The sequence below is a fragment of the Floccifex sp. genome, assembly GCF_051873555.1.
Lineage (GTDB): Bacteria > Bacillota_I > Bacilli_A > Erysipelotrichales > Erysipelotrichaceae > Floccifex.
In genome coordinates this window covers 1-19,921 of sequence record NZ_JBJEEY010000017.1, presented here as the reverse complement: position 1 = coordinate 19,921, position 19,921 = coordinate 1, and the positions used below count along the sequence as shown (strand labels likewise).

Below are 19,921 nucleotides of genomic sequence, written 5' to 3'. Positions count from 1 at the left end.
TATGGAGGTACAAAACATGTGTGAGATCATGGAAGAAATAAGAGAAAGTGGAAGACTGGAAGGATTAGTTCAAGGAGAGGCAAAAGGAAAAGCTGAAGGTATATCCATAGGAAAACTTGAAGAAAAAATGAAAATAGCTTATAAACTTAAAATAGAAGGAATGAGCGAAGAAAAAATCGCATCATTTGTTGAATGTAGTATATTCCAGGTAAAAGAATGGCTTTCAAAATCGAATGATTGTTTATTGTAACTCAAGTATATAAAAAGTCGAATATTTTCGACTTTTTATTTGACTTTGTGAGTTAGTCATAGTAAACTAACGATAGTTAGAAAGGACTAATTTATGAATTTAAAAGATGCAGCAATTGGACAGGATTATAAAATCAAAAAAATTGAAACCAAAGATGAAGAATTGAATTCATTTTTGTTTTCATTGGGATGTTATAGTGGAGAAACAATCACAGTTCTTTCACATAAGAAAAACGGAATTGTTGTTTCTATAAAAGATGCACGCTATAACATTGATTTGGACTTAGCGCAAGCGATTTCTATTTAATATAGAAATCCATTTTTTTGGAAAGTAAGTTAGTCTTAACTAATAGGAGGAATAGTATGAGAATCGCATTAGCAGGAAATCCCAATAGTGGTAAGACGACCATGTATAACGCTTTAACAGGGAAAAATGAAAAAGTTGGAAACTGGGCTGGCGTTACAGTAGATAAACGTGAAAGCAAATTAAAAAAGATATTTTCTTCTATCCATGATGAATGCATCATTGTGGATTTACCAGGGGCTTATTCTATGTCACCGTTTACTTCAGAAGAAAGTATAACGAGTTCATATGTTCAAAGTGAAAATCCAGATGTCATCATAAACATTGTGGATGCGACTAATTTAAGTCGAAGCTTATTTTTCACAACGCAATTATTGGAATTAGGAATACCGTTGGTGGTTGCACTCAATAAAAATGACATCAATTTAAAAAAAGATATCAAAATTGATGAAGCCTTATTATCAAATAAATTAAATTGTCCAGTCATTAAAACCATTTCTACTACAAGTTCCGGATTAAAAGAAGTTATTGAAAAAGCAATTTCAATTTGTGGAAAACAACAAATAGTTCCTTATCAATCTAAAAAATACGATCACTCATCGAAAGAAGAAGTCGAAAAAGCAGATCGAGATCGTTTTAATTTTGTGAATGAAATTGTCAAAAGTGTAGAAGTTCGTAAAACTAAAACCAAAGAGAGAAACAAACAAGACGCTTTAGACGATATTATCACAAGTCCATGGATTGGAATTCCCATTTTTGCACTTGTTATGTTTCTTGTCTTTTATATTTCACAATCCACTTTTGGACCATGGCTAGCGGATATCTTAACAGGATGGATTGAAACATTTCAGGATTATGTCAGTGCTTTATTAGAAAATGCGAACCCATTTTTACAATCTTTAATTGTAGATGGAATCATTGGAGGAGTAGGAGCCGTGATAGGTTTTCTTCCACTTGTAATGGTTATGTATTTTCTAATTGCTCTTTTGGAAGATTGTGGATATATGGCAAGAGCCACTGTGGTTCTTGATCCCATTTTTAAACGCGTTGGATTATCTGGAAAATCTGTTATTCCTATGGTCATTGGAACAGGATGTGCGATTCCAGGTATTATGGCTTGTCGTACCATTCGAAACGAAAGAGAACGAAGAGCTACTGCTATGTTAACACCATTTATGCCATGTGGAGCTAAATTACCTGTAATTGCTTTATTTGCCGGAGCATTTTTTAGTGATATACCATGGATTGGTACGTTAATGTATTTTGTAGGTATTTTACTGATTTTATTAGGCGCATTGATTATTAAAGCCATCACAGGTTATAAATACCGTAAATCCTTTTTTATCATTGAATTACCGGAATATAAAATTCCAAGTCTAAAACGTGCAGTGATTTCTATGTTAGAAAGAGGAAAATCCTATATTATCAAAGCAGGAACCATTATTTTGGTTTGTAATACGGTTGTACAAATCATGCAATCCTTTACTTGGTCGTTCCAAGTCGTACAAGCCGGTATGGAATCGACTTCTATATTAGCTTCCATTGCTTCTCCAATCGCCTATTTACTCATTCCAATTACAGGCGTTTGCGCTTGGCAATTAGCAGCAGCTTCGGTTACAGGTTTTATTGCCAAAGAAAATGTTGTCGGAACTTTAGCTGTATGTTATGGTTTATCTAGTTTTATTGATACAGAAGAATTAGTGCTGGTAGGAAGTGGAAACGTAGTGGCCACTACAATGGCTATTACTAAAGTAGCGGCTTTAGCATATTTAATGTTTAACTTATATACTCCACCTTGTTTTGCGGCTTTAGGCGCTATGAATTCAGAAATGAAAAGCTCTAAATGGTTGTGGGCCGCTATTGGACTACAAATGGGAACAGGATATAGTGTTGGTTTTGTCGTATATCAAGTTGGAACACTTTTGACAACGCATCAATTAGGTGCTGGATTTGTTCCTGGATTGATTTCGGTATTATGTTTTATATTTATTATCCTTTATCGTATTCATAAAACAAATCTGGAATTAAAGAAAGAAGGTTAATATGGCAGATGTCATTGCAATACTAATTATCGCTGTTTTATTATTTATAGCGATTCGATATTTAGTTATACAAAAGAAAAAAGGAGCCCATTGTATTGGTTGCTCCAGTTCAACTTGTTGTAAATGCAAAAAAGATGCAGGATAACTAATCGTCCTGCTCTTTTACTTTGGTATTGGAATAAGCACAATATGTACGAACTTTAAAACTATTTCCATCAAAAGTTCCATAAACACGAATTTTACCCGTATATTCAATTTCCAATCCAGTCAAAGAAATTCTTTGTCCATCACTGGTCTCCATATAAGTTCCATCTCCATCCAACGGAACATAACCCTCCATCGCAAATGTCTGATCTGTATATGTACCTTTGGCATTGATAACATCTTGTGAAGAAATTACTTTGGAACTATCCGCATCTCTTAAATTTTCCCAGTCTGTTAAATCATTTTTATCTTTTTTCTCTACAACTTCTTCTTTTTCATCCTCTTTATTATCTTCTATTTCTTCTTTCGTTTTAGAAGTCGTGCTACTTGATGTGCTAGATTTAATTGTAATTGTTAATGTATTGGATTTAACATCATCAACTTGTGCATAAACATGGAAAGTACCTGCGCTTTTAAATGTTAAATAAGCCGTGTCTTTTTTTACTTCAATTTCGCCTCCAAATAAAGAAAAATCATCTTCTGTTAATTGATAATCTGGATTGGTATCAATTTCGACTTCAATGGTTTCTTTTGTGTAATATTTATTATCATCATCTAATTCCAGTTCAATGGATTTAAGTGAAGAAGTTTTATTTTCTTCTTCATTAGAAGAACATCCACAAATCAGAAACAAAACCAGTCCGGAAGCCAATCCTTTTTTTAATGTTTTATTCATGTTTCTATCCTCTTTCTATAAATTCATTGTAACACATAAAAAGATTTTAAAAAGGCTTTATTTATGGTATATTACAACTTGGACTTGAGAGGACACATATGAACATAAAAGAACAAATTAACAGAAGAAGAACATTTGCGATTATATCTCATCCAGATGCTGGAAAAACCACATTAACGGAAAAGTTTTTACTATACGGAGGAGCCATTCAAATGGCCGGAGCCGTAAAAGGAAAGAAAAATTCAAAACATGCTGTTTCTGACTGGATGGAAATTGAGAAACAAAGAGGAATTTCAGTGACTAGTTCCGTTATGCAGTTTGAATATGATAACTTTTGTATCAATATTCTGGATACGCCAGGTCATCAGGATTTCTCAGAAGATACATATCGAACATTAATGGCAGCCGATAGTGCGGTTATGGTTATTGATGGTTCACGAGGAATCGAACCACAAACTCGAAAATTATTTAAAGTCTGTGCAATGCGTCACATTCCTATTTTTACTTTTATCAATAAAATGGACCGAGAAGCTAAAAATCCATTTGATTTAATGGAAGAATTAGAAACGGAATTTGGAATCGGAACGTATCCAGTCAATTGGCCGATTGGTTCAGGTGACCGATTTAAAGGAGTCTATGATCGAGATAAAAAACATTTGCTGGTTTTTGATAATAGTGAAAGAGGAAAGAAAAAAGCAGACAAAATCGAAGTGTCTTTAGACAATCCTGATACATTATATGAATTGATTGGCGAAGAATTAACGGATCAGTTAATTGAGGATGTTGAATTATTAGATGGAGCCAGCTATGAATTTGATTTATCTCAAGTACATAATGGACAATTGACACCTGTCTTTTTTGGCTCAGCTTTAACAAATTTTGGTGTGGAGCCTTTTTTACAAAACTTCTTAAAAATGACACCATCTCCATTAGCACGAAAAGCCAAAGACCAGATTATTGATCCAGTTGAATCACCTTTTTCAGCCTTTGTGTTTAAAATTCAAGCCAATATGAATAAAGCACATCGAGATCGAATTGCCTTTATGCGCATTTGTTCAGGACGATTTGATAAAGATATGAATGTATATCATGTACAACGAAATAAAACTATGAAATTATCTCAACCCCAGCAAATGATGGCCCAAGATCGTGAAGTTATAGATGAAGCCTATGCAGGCGATATTATTGGTGTATTTGATCCGGGTATTTTCTCTATTGGAGATACGGTTTGTGATCCAAAAATGAAAGTAACATATGACAACATTCCAACCTTTGCACCAGAACATTTTGAGTTAGTCATTCAAAAAGATACATTAAAGCGTAAACAATTTGTCAAAGGGGTATCACAAATTGCTCAGGAAGGTGCGATTCAAATTTATCAGGAACCTTCTACTGGAGTTGAAAAAGTATATGTAGGTGTTGTTGGGGTTCTTCAGTTTGAAGTATTAGAACATCGTTTGAAACAAGAATACAATGTTGAAATTATTCGTGAGTCTTTGTCGTATCAATACGTTCGATGGATCAAAAATGAAAATCTAGATATTAAGTCATTAAAAATTTCATTGGATGCGAAGTTGTTACAGGACTTTAAAGGCAATTATTTATTGTTGTTCAATAGTACATATACAATCAAAAGCATAATGGATCGAAATCCGAATTTGATTTTGGCAGAGGTCAATGAAAATTAAAAAAATAGCACTCAAATGTTGACAGTGCCAAAAAGTAGTGATAGAATTAGCACGTGTTATAAAAGAGTGCTAATTTTTATTTTAAAGGGAGTGATACTATGGCACAAAAACAATTTAAAACTGAATCAAAAAGAATCTTAGATTTAATGATCAATTCTATTTATACGCATAAAGAAATTTTCTTGCGTGAATTGATTTCAAATGCAAGTGATGCGATTGATAAATATTATTTCACAAATGAAGGACACGTAGATTCAAACGCATTAGAAATTCGTTTAGAATTAGACAAAGACAATCGTACATTGACAATTTCAGATACAGGAATTGGAATGGACGAAACAGATTTAGATGAAAACTTAGGAACCATTGCCCAATCTGGTTCATTGGCTTTCAAAGAAGAATTAGAAAAACAAGAAAAATCAGATGCTGATATTGATATCATTGGTCAATTTGGTGTTGGTTTTTATTCAGCTTTCATGGTTGCACAAAATATTAAAGTTATTTCTAAAAAAGAAGGATGTCCATCTGTTCAATGGGAAAGTGATGGTGTAAATGGTTATGAAATTACACCTGCTGAAAAAGAAGAACACGGAACAACAATCATTTTGTCTTTAAAAGAAGATACAGACAATGAAGATTATTCACAATATTTAGAAACATATAAAGTAAAAGAATTGGTAAAGAAATATTCAGATTATATTCGTTATCCAATTCATATGATGGTTGAAACATCAAAAGTTAAAGAAGGAACACAAGACAATGAACAACCAGAATATGAAACAGTATTAGAGGAACAAACACTCAATTCCATGGTTCCTTTATGGAAACGAGCAAAATCACAAATTACTCAGGAAGAATACAATCAATTCTATAAAGATCATTTTTATGATTATGCCGATCCATTTCGAACAATTCACTTTAATGTAGAAGGAAATGTCAGCTTCAATGCCTTATTGTATATTCCTTCAAGAGTTCCACAAGGATTCTATAACGCCGATTATAAACGTGGATTACAATTATATTGTCGTGGCGTCTTTATTATGGACCATGCCGAAGATTTATTACCAGATTATTTGCGATTTGTGAAAGGATTAGTGGATTCACAAGATTTATCTTTAAATATTTCACGTGAATTGTTACAACACGATCATCAATTAAAAGTCATTGCATCTCGTATTGAAAAGAAAATTCTTTCTGAATTAACTTCTATGTTGACAAAAGAAAGAGAAGACTATGAAACATTCTACAATAATTTTGGAATCAATTTAAAATTCGGTGTTTATAATAACTATGGAAGAGATAAAGACAAGCTTCAAGATTTATTGTTGTTCCATTCTTCGAAAGAAAATAAACTCGTAACATTAAATGAATATGTACAACGAATGAAAGAGGATCAAAAAGATATTTATTATGTTTCTGGAAGTGATTTAGAATTAATTGATAAATTGCCAGTGGTTCAAACATTGAAATCTAAAGACTTTGAAGTATTATATTTAACAGAAAATGTTGATGAATTTGTGATGCAGACAATTATGCAATATCGTGAAAAAGGATTTAAAAACGCAGCACAAGGGGATTTGGATTTAGATACACAAGAAGAAAAAGAAGCACTTGAACAAGCTAAAGAAGAAAATAAAGATTTATTATCTTTCATGAAAGAAAGCTTGAAAGAAGTCAGTGAAGTTCGTTTATCTTCAAAATTAAGTGAAGATCCTGTTTGTTTAACAGCAGGAGAAGGAATTTCTTTTGAAATGGAAAGAGTCTTTGCGAATATGCCAGACAATCCAATGCCAATGAAAGCAGAAAGAATTTTGGAAATCAATCCAAAACATCCAATCTTTGAAAAATTAAAAGACTACTATCAAAATGATCAGGAAAAAGTTAAAGAAGTGGCAGAAGTTTTATATGATCAAGCTTGTTTGATTGAAGGATTTGCGATAAAAGATCCAATTGCATATTCAAGAAAAATCTGTGAATTATTAGTTAAATAAAGTCGGACATGAGTTCGACTTTTTTTTATGGGTCAATAATGATAAAATGAAAGAGTTTTAAGGAGATGACTTTATGAAAGTAGTCGATATGCATTGCGATACAATTTTAGCTTTATTAAATCAGGAAAATAAAGGAGAGACCATTTCTTTGTTTCAGAATACTTGTTCTATTGACATTGAAAAAATGAAAAAAGGAAACTATTTACTTCAAAATTTTGCGTTATTTACGGATTTAAGAAAAGATGAAATACCAGAAAGAGAAACAATGCGTTTATTGGATTGTTATTATCGAATGTTAGAAGAAAATAAAGAATATATAGCCCCTGTTTTTAAATACGAAGACATAGCAAAAAATGAAAAAGAAGGAAAGTTATCGAGTTTGTTAACATTAGAAGATGGTGGCGTAGTCTTTGATGATTTAGCTATGCTTCGTAATTATTATCGCATGGGTGTAAGAATGATAGCCTTGACTTGGAATTATGAAAACGGAATTGGCTATCCAAATTTATTAGTAAATCCAGATTTTATGGATTCTAAGGTTCCAAATTTACTACAAAGAATTGACAGTGTAAATGGATTAACAGACTTTGGAATGGGATATATTCAGGAAATGGAGCGTTTGGGAATCATTATTGATGTATCTCATTTAAACGATGCTGGTTTCTGGGATGTCTTTGATCATACAACAAAACCTTTTGTGGCATCGCATTCCAATGCTCGTAGTGTTTGTCCAGTGGCTCGTAATTTATCCGATGATATGATTTTGGCTTTAAAAGAAAGAGGCGGTGTCATGGGCTTGAATTTTTGTGGAGATTTTTTAGAGTTGCATGATCAACTCAACGGAAAGAGTCGAATTCAGGCAATGGTAGCTCAAATTCAATATATTAAAGAATTAGCAGGCATTGATGTCATTGGTTTGGGAACGGATTTTGATGGTATCAATTGTGAATTGGAAATCCAGGATGCTTCTTATATGCCAAAGTTACAACAAGCTTTATTGGATGCAGGTTTTTCAAAGGAAGAAGTAGAAAAAATATTTTATAAAAATGTATTGAGAGTATATCAAGAGGTATTAAAGTAATATGAATTTCTTTATGAAATATAGAAAAAAGCTCAATGCCCAGCGCATCATTATTTTTAGTTTTTTATTTGTTATTTTATTAGGAACTCTATTATTAATGCTTCCTGTTTCATCTAAAAATAATGTTTCTTTTGTAGATGCACTATTTACTGCAACATCAGCAACTTGTGTAACAGGACTGGTTGTGAATAATACCGCAACATATTGGACCAGTTTTGGTCATGCCATAATTTTATTGCTGGTTCAAATTGGTGGAATGGGTGTTGTCACTTTAGCCATTTTAATTGGCATTGTATCAGGTAAAAAAATAGGGTTATCTTCTCGTTCTTTAATGCAGGAATCCGTGAGTGCACCATATGTAGGTGGAATCATACGCTATTCGAAATTCTTTATTCGCTGTATTTTTGCCATTGAATTTATTGGTGCCTGTTTATTAATGATTCAATTTATTCCTGAATATGGATTAAAAGGAATATGGTATGCGATTTTCCATTCCATTTCAGCTTTCTGTAACGCAGGATTTGATATTGTTTCTACACCATCAACACCTGGTTCTTTAATGAAATATGCCTATAATCCATTGATTAATATTGTGATTTGTTTATTGATTGTGATTGGAGGCATTGGATTTGGTACATGGGCAGATATTGCCAAACATAAATATCATTTTCAAAAATATTCTTTACAATCAAAGATTGTTATTACAACTACATTGATTTTATTAATTTTTCCATTTTTGTTTTTCTTTTTCCATGAATTTAAAGACTTGACCTATTCACAAAAATTCTGGGTTTCCATGTTTCAAAGCGTAACTTTACGTACTGCTGGATTTAATACAGTCGATTTCTATGGAATGAGCGAAGCCAGTCGTTTGATCATGATTTGCATGATGTTAGTAGGAGGTGCAACAGGATCCACTGCAGGTGGTATGAAAGTCACAACTCTTGCTATAGTTGTTTTGGCATCGGTTTCTATTTTCTTTAAAAAACGAGATGTAACTGTATTTAAAAGAAGAATTTTAGATGAAATTGTATTAAATGCGTTAACAATTTTTATGATGTATGTTTTCTTTTCTTTGATTGGTGGTATTGCGATTAGTGTCATTGAAGATTTACCAATTTTAACGTGTTTATTTGAATCCGCATCCGCTTTAGGAACGGTTGGATTGTCAATGGGAATAACTTCTTCTCTACATACTTCCAGTCGACTAATTTTAATTGTTTTAATGTATTTAGGAAGAGTCGGTGGATTAACGTTTATATATGCAACTGTATCGAATATCAAGAGTTATTCGAAACTTCCACAAGAAAAAGTGACGGTAGGATAAAATGGATTTAATTGCACAAATTGAACAATATATTCCATATAATGAACAGGAACAAAAAGATAAAGAATTGATATTACATGCTTTAAAAACTCAAGAAAACATCTATACAAGAGATAATTCTCTATGCCATATAACTTCCAGTGCCTGGGTTATAAATGAAAAGAAAACAAAAGTCTTAATGGCGTATCATAAAATATATGATTCATGGGCTTGGCTAGGAGGCCATAATGATGGGAATGAAAATTGTTTAGAAGTAGCGATTCAAGAAGTAAAAGAAGAAAGTGGGTTAACAAAAGTAGAAGCTATATCTAATGATATTTTTTCATTAGAAGTTTTATGTGTAAATGGACATGAAAAGAAGGGAAAATATGTATCGAGTCATCTACATTTAAATGTTACGTATTTATTAGTGGCAAATGAAACACAAATTTTGAAAAATAATCCAGATGAAAATATAGATGTAGCATGGTTTGATTTTAAAGATGCTTTAGAAATGTCCAATGAACCCTGGTTCATTTCTCGAATTTATCAAAAATGTAATGAAAAGGCATTCGTTTGAATGCCTTTTATCGTCCAAATAAGTCTTTGAAAAATTGAATAATTTTATCAAAGAAACCAGAATCCTGGGCTTGTTTTAATAAAGAACCAAAATTTTTTGAAAAAGATTTTGCTAAAGAATTTAATTGATCCAAAACTTCCTGACTATCAATTGCTGAAGTATTAACATATTTTTCCATAAAAGAAATAATAGCCTGTATATTTTCAGGAGAAAGAATTTCGTCTAAACGATATTTCTTTATAATTTCATTCACAACTCTTTGAATATCTTCATCCGATAGAGAACCATTTTGTTTCTTCAAATCCGCTAATTCTTGTTTGATTTCCAATATTGTCTGATCCAATACATTGGATTCAAAGTCTGAATTTTCCTGATTTTCTTGAGCAATTTCATTGGTCATCTGCAATTCATCTTGGGCAATAGCTGTTCGCTGTGTATCTAATTGTACACCATTGGCTTCAAACGCTTTATAGACACCAGTTAAAGCTGATTCACCTGTTACTGTCATAATACTGGCAACTTCAATTTTACAATCTGTAATACCAGCAGTAATAGCGGCATTGGCATATTGTTCTTCTGTAATATTTGTAATATTTTCTGGTGTGATAATATCCACTACAACACCACCTGAACTGGTTTTTTGAACCATGACAGACGAAATTAAACTTGAAGAATTGTCAAGGGAATAGCCTAAATAATTGGATAAATCATAGGCATCTACACTGAGTTCATATACATAATTACGATCTTTAATATCAAATAACTGCGCTGTTTGTTCAATTTGACTCGATGATAAGCCGCCACCATAAACAATCGTAGGCTTTCCCCAGGCTTCATCTATCACATCAGTAGAAATAGCTGAAATAGAAAGAGGGGATACACAAAGCGCACATGTTAATGAAGATAGTATGCATTTTTGATATAATTTCATATTTTGTTTACTCCTTTTTCGCATTTAGATAGTATCACCTTATTTTTCTTTGTCAAATGATATGGAATTTAAAAAAAAATTGACATTTAATACCTACTAATGTAGTATGTAAACAACAAAGACAAAGAAAAGAAGAGTAATCTTTCAAATCTGCATAGAGAACTTCTGGCTGGTGAAAAGAAGAGAGTATGAAAGATGAACATGGTCTAGGAGTTGGCTGGTCGATATGAGATTGGCACGGGGTTGCCCGTTATCGCAAGAGGGTATGATGGTACTCGGTGAGATTATTATTGTGAGGTAATAATAAAATTTAGGTGGTAACGCGAATAGAACTCGTCCTAATGGGATGAGTTTTTTTTGCTTTAAGAAGAAAGAAGAGGACAAAAACATGACAAGTATTCCAAGAAAAGACAGAAAATTTAAATTTGAAACATTGCAACTACATGTAGGACAAGAACAAGCTGATCCTGCAACAGATGCTAGAGCAGTTCCAATTTATCAAACAACTTCTTATGTATTTCATAATTCACAACACGCAGCCAATCGCTTTGGCTTAGCCGATGCTGGAAATATTTATGGACGCTTAACAAATTCCACACAAGGCGTTTTCGAAGATCGTATTGCTGCTTTGGAAGGTGGAGTTGCTGGATTGGCTGTTAGTTCTGGAGCTGCTGCTATTTCTTATGTAATACAAGCTTTAGCTAAAACAGGGGAACACATTGTAGCGCAAAAAACAATTTATGGAGGAACATCCAATTTATTAGGACATACTTATAAAAACTTTGGTATTGATACAACATTTATAGATGCCCATAATTTGGAAGAAGTGGAAAATGCGATTCAGGAAAACACAAAAGCCATTTATTTAGAGACACTGGGAAATCCAAATAGTGATATTCCAGATATTGATGCCATTAGTGAAATTGCTCATAAACATGGATTACCAGTTGTTGTGGATAATACATTTGGAACACCTTATCTGATTCGACCTATTGAACATGGAGCCGATATTATTGTGCATTCTGCGACTAAATTTATTGGAGGACATGGAACATCTTTAGGTGGTGTGATTGTTGACGGGGGAACATTTGACTGGGAAAAAAGTGGACGCTATCCATGGATTTCACAACCCAATCCATCGTATCACGGTGTCATTTTTACTCAAGCCGCAGGAAAAGCTGCCTTTGTGACATATATTCGTGCCATTCTTTTAAGAGATACGGGGGCAACTTTATCACCATTTAATGCGTTTTTATTATTACAAGGAACAGAAACACTTTCTTTGCGTTTAGAACGTCATAATGAAAACACAAAGAAAGTCGTAGATTTCTTAGTCAATCATCCAAAAATTGAAAAAGTCAATCATCCTTCTTTAAAAGATCATCCCGATCATACATTATATGAAAGATACTTTCCAAATGGGGGAGCCAGCATTTTTACAATTGAAGTCAAAGGTGGAAAAGAAGAAGCTTTTAAATTCATTGATTCACTGGAATTGTTTTCTTTATTAGCTAATGTAGCCGATGCGAAATCCTTAGTCATTCATCCAGCAACGACAACACATTCTCAATGTTCGCAAGAAGAATTAGATGCACAAGATATTAAACCAAATACAGTTCGTCTTTCTATTGGAATTGAAAATGTTGAGGATATTATTTTTGATTTAGAAAATGCATTGAATCAATTATGAAATTTTTTGTAGATAAATAGTCTTAGAACAAGGCGTAAAAATTGTTTTTGTGACGATTGAAAATATAAACAATAAAGAAGTAAATCCAGATTGGAAAGAATTTCGAACAAAGAAAATAGAAGAACTAAATAAAAAATATAGTGAATTCAATGTAAAAGATGATAAAATTTTAGAAGGATATCATCTTCTACACGATCACATTCACGTTAAAAGAAGAAAAAATATAACAGCCAGTGAAAATTTGATTCGCTTGTTGATTAAACGAAAAGATATTGGATGTATTAATTCAGTTGTTGATATCTACAATCTAGTGTCACTGGAAACAAAAATTGCTTTGGGAGCCCATGACATGGATCAAACCAATGGAAATGTCACATTACGTTTCACAAATGGAAGTGAATCTTTTCATCCATTGGGAAAAGAAGAAATATGGGCATTCAAGCTGGAGAATATGCCTATGTTGATGATTCCAATAGCGTTTTATGTCGCATGGAAATCCGTCAAGCCATCAAAACATTGGTGAATGAAAATACAAAAAATGTTTGGTATATCGTGCAAGGAAATGAATATACTTCACAAGAAGGTCTAATTGATATAGCTAAACAAATTATTGATGTGACAACAAAATATTGTCAAGGAAAAATGAAATATGTTCTTTCCTGAAATGATTGACAATTAAGAAAGGATTTACATGAAGGAAGTATGGTTTAAAGGTCAATTTGGCTTAGAAAAAGAAAGTTTACGAATCACAAAAAATGGATTTTTATCAATGAGAGAAGATCCTTTTTTACAATGTCAATACATTGTAAAAGATTTTTGTGAATGTCAAACAGAAATCAATACATGTGTTTGTTCCAGTGCAAAAGAAGCCATTGAAGCACTTTATGAACAAACAAAATATATTCAGAACACATTAGCTAAATTAGATGAACCAGAATTGTTATGGCCATTTAGCAATCCTCCTTATATTCGAAGTGAAAAAGACATTCAAATTGCTCAATTTTCAGATTCTTCAAAAGAAGAATATCGTCAATATTTATCCAATCGCTATGGACGCTATAAAATGGCTTTGTGTGGAATCCATGTGAATTATTCTTTTTCTGAAGATTTTATTCAACAAAAATGGAAAGAATCCAATCAAAATGATTATGAAACATTTAAAAATCAATTCTATTTACATGTGACGCAATTAGCCGCGAAATACGGATGGCTGATTACGATGTTAACAGCAGCAAGTCCTTTATTGGATTCCAGTTACAGTGAAAAAGGAGTCTATGGTAAAACAAGATTTAATGGTATGGCCTCTACTCGTTGTTCGGATTTAGGATATTGGAATCAGTTTTCACCATATTTTGATTATTCCAGTATTGATGACTATGCCAATAGTATTCAAAAATATGTAGATACTGGATTAATTGTAGCACCGAGTGAATTATATTATCCGATTCGTCTAAAACCAAAAGGAATGAATTCTATTTCGTCTTTACGAATCAATGGAGCCAATCATATTGAATTAAGAATGATCGACTGTAATCCATTAGTTAAAGAGGGACTTGATATAAGAGATTTAGAATTTATTGAATTGTTTTTAATATGGTTAAGTGAACAGAAATTTGATAAAATGGATGTCAATGAACAAATACAAGCTGTTCAGAATTTTAAAAATGCAGCACATTATGATTTAAAAACCATCAAAATTAAAATAAAAGGACAAGATTCTATTTCAGGAGTTAAAGCAGGATTAAAAATTATAGATCAAATGGAAGATTTTTTTAAAGATTGTTTTGACAAACAGAAAATATTGACATTTGAAAAAGAAAAACTGGAATATCCTGAAAAACGTTATGCCTGGATTCTTCGGAAAGAATTAGAAGAAGATTTTGTTGGTAAAGGATTGCAATGGGCTATTCAACAACAGAAAGAAGCTATTTAAATGTGTGAATTATTTGGTGTTTCAAGTTTAAAACAAATACAAGTGAATTCGTTTCTGCAAGAATTTTTTTCACATGGAGTCAATCATCCCAATGGATGGGGACTGGCTATTTTTCACTATGATTTTGTGAATTTAGAAAAAGAACCAATTCCTTCTTTTCAATCCATATATTTAAAAGAAAGACTCAAGTCTGAAATTGTTGTTAAGAATATGATGGCACATATTCGTTTAGCGACTCGTGGAATCGAAAGCTATGATAATACACATCCATTTGTATTAAAAGATCATTGGAATCGAACTTGGACATTGGAACACAATGGAACCATTTTTGAAAGTGGACTTTTAGATTCTTTTTTATCTAGTCAAAAAGGGCAAAGTGATAGTGAAAAGATATTATATTATATCATTGATCAAATCAATCAAAAAGGATATCAAAGTAAAGAAAATCGATTTCAAATTTTGGATCAAATCATTTGTTCATTAGCACCAAATAATAAATTGAATATATTACTATATGATGGACAAATATTATATGTTCATACGAATTATAAAAATAGTTTATTCTTTTTAAAAAAAGAAAATTCTATCATTTTTTCAACTACACCTTTAGATAACCAAAACTGGCAATTGGTTGATTTTTGTCAGTTACTGGCTTTTCAGGATGGTAAACTATTATTTAAAGGAAAAAAACATTCTTTTGAATATATAGATAATGAAAAAGACATGAAATATTTATTTTTGGATCATTCATATTTATGATGTTGCAAAGACAACATCTTTTTTTTATAGTAAGAATATGAAAAAACAAATTCGACAAGCTCAAAAGAAAGATTTATCACGAATTGCGGAAATTTCAGTTTTTGTTAAACGCATTCAATTTCGTCCTATTTTTCAAAACGATGACTTTTCTTTTAATGAACTACAAGTATTAAATGTTATCAAAGACTATGAACCGGTTTTAGATAAAATATTTGTTTTTGATGATAGTATAGTTAAAGGCTTTATTTATATTCAAAAACAGGAAATTGTACAGTTATATGTAGATGCTTTTTTTCAAAATCAGAAAATTGGTTCAAAATTGATTGAATATGCGATTCAATATTTTTCAGTTTCTACTTTATGGGCATTAGAAAAAAATATAAATGCGATTCGTTTTTATAATAGACATGACTTTTATCCAACTTCTATTAAAAAATTAGAAGAAGGAACAAATGAATATTTAATACAATTAAAAAGAAATCAGAATGTACTTATTTTAGGAGATTCCAATACATGGGGATTTGATCCCCGATCTTATTTTGGTTCTAAATACAAAAAAAATTGGATAGATTATCTGGATGTAGATGGCTTTAGTTTTGAAGGAAATGGCATAAATGGGCGATTGCTTCATGATATTTTGGATTATGTTCCCACTTGTTATGATTTGGTTTTGATTATGTTAGGAACCAATGATCTTTTACAAGGAAGAAAAGTAGATGATATTGTTTTAGAAATGAAACAATATATTTGTCACTTTAAAAATGCAGGAATTATTTGTCCACCGGTAATTAAAATAAAAGAATTTGAACAAAAAAGCAAAGAATTAAATGAGAAATATCAAGAAATCAATTGTTTCTGTATTCCATATCAGGAAGTGTCTTTAGCCTATGATGGCGTTCACTTAAGTGAAGAAGGTCATAAACAATTTGGTCAATATATTTCAGAATATATAAAAAAATATCTATGAAAAAACACGATAGCCTTAAACTATCGTGTAATTTTTTTATGGTGCCGACTATAGGACTTGAACCTACGACCTACGCGTTACGAGTGCGTTGCACTACCAACTGTGCTAAGTCGGCATAGAAAGAATTGTATGAAACAATTCTTTACTGTTGAATTTGAGCTTTCAAAGCATCAATCTGTGATTGAATTTCATTGATTCTTTGTTGTGTTTGCGAAATCAAATCATTGTTTGTACGAATTTGAACTTCGATATCCGCTGTATCTAAGTTATTGTTCTTTGCGTATGTTAAGTCATCTTGAAGACTTTGTGCATAAGTTTGTAATTCTTTCAAATCCGCATTTTGCTGATCCAGTTCCTCTTGTAAAGAAGCAATCTGTGCTTCATTTCTTTGTTTCAAGATTTCAAAGTATTCTGAATACAAAGACGTATAGGATTTCGTACAATATGTACGAGCAATGTCATCCACTTTCTTTTGAAGAACAGAATTCAATTCATCATATGTTGTCTTATAATTCACAACACTTAATTTCTGATCCTCACTATATGTTTCCCAGGCTTCTAAGTAAGCTTTTAAAGACTGGTAACCTTCATTGGATTCATCTTCTAAATCTGTCTTTAATTGTTTTAATTCAGTAATTAAACGAGTGTATGTTTTACCAACATGATCCGAATCTTTGAAATATGCATTGATTTCATCTTTTTGTTTATCCAAAAGACCATCATAATCTTCTTGCATATCCAGTAATTCCAGTTTTTCTGAATCCGACATCATATCGTATTCATCGGCATAGGCAATTAAACGATCATATGCTTTTAATTGTTCTTCAGTAGCTACATTGTTTGGATCATAAATATAGATTTTGTAGGCATAGCCACCCATTAAACAAATACATAATAAAACTAAACCAATAATAATTTTTGTGGTTTTAGATAAATGACTTGTTTTTTTAGTTTTCTTTGTTTTTTTCTTTTTTTCAGGTGGTTCTTTTTCAATGGATTCTTCTTTTTTTTCTTCTTCTTTAAAAGAATGGACTTCCTTTTTTTCAATTGGAGAACTTGAATTTAAAATACCCTTAACCGTTTTTAAAGAAGCATCTTCATCTTTTTTAAATAAGTTATCTGTCAATTTTGAATCCAATGTACGATCCAATTCTTCTTTTAAAGAATAAGCCAATTCTTCTTCTTGAATCGGCTTTTGACCACGTTCCTTACGCAGCATATCCAAAGCCGAAGACATTGTTTCTTCTTTTTTTAATCGATCCAATTCCGAGACAGGAGCCTGTTTTGGTTCTTCGACATCTTTATATATAGCCATTTCGGTCTTTTTTTCTAACAATGCTTTGGCGAAATCATCAATCTCATCGTAATTTTGTTTTTTTCGTTGTGATCTTTTCAAAATTGATTCCCCCTTAGACATTATTATACAAGAAAATCAAAAAAATTGAAGTCGTGAGGTGTATTTCTTGAAAACAAATTTCTTTTTCTTTATAATCAAAGCATGAACGAAGATGAATTAATTAAAAAATTGGCAGAACCCATTATCCGACAAATTGAAAGAATGTCCACTCAATACGATGGTAAAATATCTCAACTTCCTCAAATCAAGTTTGTGTTTGAACAAACAAATGAACCTATTGTCATTGATGGTATTGAAATTACCGATGAAATTATTCAAAAATTAGAAAACTATTTGCAGGATGAATTGGAAATGATCTGTAGTCCAACAATGTTGCATTAGCACTTGCACTTTGACTAAATTATGGTATAATATTTTGCATCCGGGTGTGGTGAAATTGGCAGACACGTTAGACTTAGGATCTAATGCCACAAGCGTGCAGGTTCGAGTCCTGTCACCCGGACCATAAAAAAAAACAGGCAATATGAAATTTCATATTGTCTTTTCTTTTTATTCTGTCATATTTGATAATCGTAATATTATATTTTTAAATTGTTTATTGAAAAAGGCAATAACTCGTCCAGTAAATAACATAGCTAAAATTGTTCCTGTGCCGATTCCAATAATTTGATGTTTTAACACCAATCCAACCATACAAGTCAAAACAATCATAAATAAATCAAAACCATTTTTTGTGATTCCTGTATCTTTTTTAAAAAAAGACGCCAAAGCAGCTACCGCTCCATCTCCTGGATTTAATACAATTTTTGTGGTTAACATCAAAGCAGCACCAATTCCTGTAAAAATGATCGCAATGGCTAATACAATAAATCGAATGAATAATGTAGAAGATGAAAAATCTGGAATTAAAAGATTAAAGATATTTAAAAATCGAGTAAAAATCATACTGAATGGAATTTGAAGTAAATCAAAAATAAAAATTGTTTTTTCTTTTTTTTGGATAAAATGGATGATCATCTGCATGAATACCAAAATACAATATAAAATAAATGTCATATCTCCAAAAGAAAGACCTGTAATTTCTGAAACACAATAGGAAGTTGAAATGATTGGGGAAACACCTAATCCAGCTTTTGTAAACGTGGTCAATCCAATGGGTAAGATAAAACAACCCATACAATAAAATATCCATCTATATTTATTGATTTTCATATATTTGTCTCCTTGATTCATAAATCATATCATAAATTTAGAGAACACATAAATTGTTTTAAAAAGAAATTATGATAGAATACTCTCATGAATATTTTATTTTCGATTAATCAAAAATTTTTTTCACTCACCAAAATATGCATACAATCTATGCTACGTTTTGATTCGGACTTTGTGTTTTATATATTACATAATGATTTATCAAAAGAAGATGAAAATGAATTGATGGAGGCATTTCCAAAATTCGAATTTCATTTTATTTTTGTGAATGACAAATTACTGGAAGATTTTCCTATATCCAATCGATATCCATTAGAAATCTATTATCGATTATTTGCTTCTGTTTTATTACCAGAAACATTGGATCGTATTTTATATTTGGATGTGGATATTGTTGTCATTTCTTCTTTAAGAGACTTATATGAAACGGATTTTGAAGACAATTTATATTGTGCTTGTTCACATGTAGAAGAAAAAATGACAAAGTTAAACTCTTATCGATTAAAAACAGAAGAAGTCGTTCCGTATATTAATACCGGTGTTTTATTGATGAATTTGGAAAAACTCAGACAATGTTTTGATCCTAAAGCCATTTTAAATTATGTAGAAAATAATAAAAATCGATTGATTTTATTTGATCAGGATGTTTTAACGGCTTTATATGGAAATAAAACAAAAATATTGGATTATCGCAAATACAATCTAAGTGAGAGAATGATGAATATTTATAATTTAAGACATCCATTTGATGTGATTGATTTGAATTGGATACGTCAAAATGGTGTCATTATTCATTATTGTGGGCGAAATAAACCATGGAAAGAAAATTATAAAGGCTTTTTAGATGTTTTCTATAAAGAATTGACAGAAACAAGATAATTGTGTTAAAACTCCTTTAGGAGATAATATGAAGTGACCTCCATATTGCCAATTCGTGGATTACGACTCATA

20 protein-coding genes, 2 tRNA genes, 1 pseudogene and 1 other annotated feature are annotated in these 19,921 nt (G+C 31.5%); of the genes and pseudogenes, 18 read left to right on the top strand and 5 right to left on the bottom strand.

Annotated elements, in window-relative coordinates; genetic code table 11:
* From ACI32A_RS01220 to ACI32A_RS01205, 4 genes and pseudogenes are all read left to right on the top strand, one after another.
* Positions 1-250: pseudogene (locus ACI32A_RS01220) on the top strand (hypothetical protein); the annotation flags it as partial.
* A 93-nt stretch (positions 251-343) separates the two neighbouring features.
* The gene (locus tag ACI32A_RS01215; RefSeq protein ID WP_439753196.1) at positions 344-556 is read left to right on the top strand and encodes a FeoA family protein; all 213 of its coding nucleotides are present in this window, start codon (positions 344-346) and stop codon (positions 554-556) included.
* A 56-nt stretch (positions 557-612) separates the two neighbouring features.
* Positions 613-2,595, top strand: a complete 1,983-nt coding sequence (gene feoB, locus ACI32A_RS01210) for a ferrous iron transporter B (protein ID WP_439753195.1) — start codon at positions 613-615, stop codon at positions 2,593-2,595.
* Position 2,596: 1 nt separating this feature from the next.
* The gene (locus ACI32A_RS01205) at positions 2,597-2,740 is read left to right on the top strand and encodes a FeoB-associated Cys-rich membrane protein (RefSeq protein ID WP_439753194.1); all 144 of its coding nucleotides are present in this window, start codon (positions 2,597-2,599) and stop codon (positions 2,738-2,740) included.
* Here ACI32A_RS01205 and ACI32A_RS01200 read toward each other — a convergent pair whose 3' ends face one another.
* Positions 2,741-3,475, bottom strand: coding sequence for a hypothetical protein (locus ACI32A_RS01200; protein ID WP_439753193.1), 735 nt, complete (start codon positions 3,473-3,475; stop codon positions 2,741-2,743).
* A 98-nt stretch (positions 3,476-3,573) separates the two neighbouring features.
* Here ACI32A_RS01200 and ACI32A_RS01195 point away from each other — a divergent pair, with 98 nt between their 5' ends.
* The 5 genes from ACI32A_RS01195 to ACI32A_RS01175 all read left to right on the top strand — a co-directional run bounded on the left by ACI32A_RS01195 (position 3,574) and on the right by ACI32A_RS01175 (position 10,121).
* Complete coding sequence (locus tag ACI32A_RS01195; protein ID WP_439753192.1) at positions 3,574-5,163, top strand: peptide chain release factor 3; 1,590 nt, start codon at positions 3,574-3,576, stop codon at positions 5,161-5,163.
* Positions 5,164-5,261: 98 nt separating this feature from the next.
* Entirely contained in the window at positions 5,262-7,154 is a 1,893-nt protein-coding gene (gene htpG / locus ACI32A_RS01190) for a molecular chaperone HtpG (protein WP_439753191.1), read from the top strand.
* A 73-nt stretch (positions 7,155-7,227) separates the two neighbouring features.
* A complete protein-coding gene (locus tag ACI32A_RS01185; protein ID WP_439753190.1) occupies positions 7,228-8,235 on the top strand; it encodes a dipeptidase in 1,008 nt (335 codons plus the stop codon).
* Positions 8,236-8,248: 13 nt separating this feature from the next.
* Positions 8,249-9,562 (top strand): TrkH family potassium uptake protein, encoded by a 1,314-nt coding sequence (locus tag ACI32A_RS01180; protein WP_439753189.1) that lies wholly within the window; start codon positions 8,249-8,251, stop codon positions 9,560-9,562.
* Between the two features lies 1 nt (position 9,563).
* Positions 9,564-10,121 carry an NUDIX hydrolase gene (locus ACI32A_RS01175; protein WP_439753188.1) on the top strand — a complete coding sequence of 186 codons (558 nt, stop codon included), beginning with the start codon at positions 9,564-9,566 and terminating at the stop codon, positions 10,119-10,121.
* A gap of 7 nt (positions 10,122-10,128) precedes the next feature.
* Here the strand turns inward: ACI32A_RS01175 and ACI32A_RS01170 are convergent, their stop codons facing one another.
* On the bottom strand, positions 10,129-11,052 hold the full coding sequence (locus ACI32A_RS01170; RefSeq protein ID WP_439753187.1) for a DUF1002 domain-containing protein: 924 nt from the start codon (positions 11,050-11,052) through the stop codon (positions 10,129-10,131).
* A gap of 115 nt (positions 11,053-11,167) precedes the next feature.
* Positions 11,168-11,396 (top strand) — a binding site (T-box leader).
* Positions 11,397-11,440: 44 nt separating this feature from the next.
* Between ACI32A_RS01170 and ACI32A_RS01165 the strand changes: the two genes are divergently transcribed.
* Genes ACI32A_RS01165 through ACI32A_RS01140 form a run of 6 tightly spaced genes read left to right on the top strand, consistent with a single transcriptional unit; the run spans position 11,441 to position 16,401 of the window.
* Positions 11,441-12,742, top strand: coding sequence for an O-acetylhomoserine aminocarboxypropyltransferase/cysteine synthase family protein (locus ACI32A_RS01165; RefSeq protein ID WP_439753186.1), 1,302 nt, complete (start codon positions 11,441-11,443; stop codon positions 12,740-12,742).
* Positions 12,743-12,791: 49 nt separating this feature from the next.
* Entirely contained in the window at positions 12,792-13,265 is a 474-nt protein-coding gene (locus ACI32A_RS01160) for a phenylalanine--tRNA ligase beta subunit-related protein (RefSeq protein WP_439753185.1), read from the top strand.
* Entirely contained in the window at positions 13,232-13,405 is a 174-nt protein-coding gene (locus ACI32A_RS01155; protein WP_439753184.1) for a hypothetical protein, read from the top strand. Before ACI32A_RS01160 ends, ACI32A_RS01155 begins: the two co-directional genes overlap by 34 nt.
* 28 nt (positions 13,406-13,433) lie before the next feature.
* On the top strand, positions 13,434-14,675 hold the full coding sequence (locus tag ACI32A_RS01150; RefSeq protein ID WP_439753183.1) for a hypothetical protein: 1,242 nt from the start codon (positions 13,434-13,436) through the stop codon (positions 14,673-14,675).
* Complete coding sequence (locus ACI32A_RS01145) at positions 14,676-15,434, top strand: class II glutamine amidotransferase (RefSeq protein WP_439753182.1); 759 nt, start codon at positions 14,676-14,678, stop codon at positions 15,432-15,434.
* A 37-nt stretch (positions 15,435-15,471) separates the two neighbouring features.
* Complete coding sequence (locus tag ACI32A_RS01140) at positions 15,472-16,401, top strand: GNAT family N-acetyltransferase (protein WP_439753181.1); 930 nt, start codon at positions 15,472-15,474, stop codon at positions 16,399-16,401.
* Between the two features lie 39 nt (positions 16,402-16,440).
* Here the strand turns inward: ACI32A_RS01140 and ACI32A_RS01135 are convergent.
* Both ACI32A_RS01135 and ACI32A_RS01130 read right to left on the bottom strand, forming a co-directional pair.
* Positions 16,441-16,516: transfer RNA gene (locus ACI32A_RS01135), tRNA-Thr, on the bottom strand.
* 27 nt (positions 16,517-16,543) lie between these two features.
* Positions 16,544-17,797, bottom strand: a complete 1,254-nt coding sequence (locus ACI32A_RS01130) for a hypothetical protein (protein ID WP_439753180.1) — start codon at positions 17,795-17,797, stop codon at positions 16,544-16,546.
* Positions 17,798-17,899: 102 nt separating this feature from the next.
* Here ACI32A_RS01130 and ACI32A_RS01125 point away from each other — a divergent pair, with 102 nt between their 5' ends.
* Entirely contained in the window at positions 17,900-18,139 is a 240-nt protein-coding gene (locus ACI32A_RS01125; protein ID WP_439753179.1) for a hypothetical protein, read from the top strand.
* A gap of 40 nt (positions 18,140-18,179) precedes the next feature.
* A tRNA-Leu gene (locus ACI32A_RS01120) sits at positions 18,180-18,263 on the top strand.
* 44 nt (positions 18,264-18,307) lie between these two features.
* Here ACI32A_RS01120 and ACI32A_RS01115 read toward each other — a convergent pair.
* The gene (locus ACI32A_RS01115; protein ID WP_439753178.1) at positions 18,308-18,970 is read right to left on the bottom strand and encodes a YczE/YyaS/YitT family protein; all 663 of its coding nucleotides are present in this window, start codon (positions 18,968-18,970) and stop codon (positions 18,308-18,310) included.
* 87 nt (positions 18,971-19,057) lie between these two features.
* Here ACI32A_RS01115 and ACI32A_RS01110 point away from each other — a divergent pair, with 87 nt between their 5' ends.
* Positions 19,058-19,849 carry a glycosyltransferase family 8 protein gene (locus tag ACI32A_RS01110; protein WP_439753177.1) on the top strand — a complete coding sequence of 264 codons (792 nt, stop codon included), beginning with the start codon at positions 19,058-19,060 and terminating at the stop codon, positions 19,847-19,849.
* Positions 19,850-19,921: the final 72 nt, after the last annotated feature.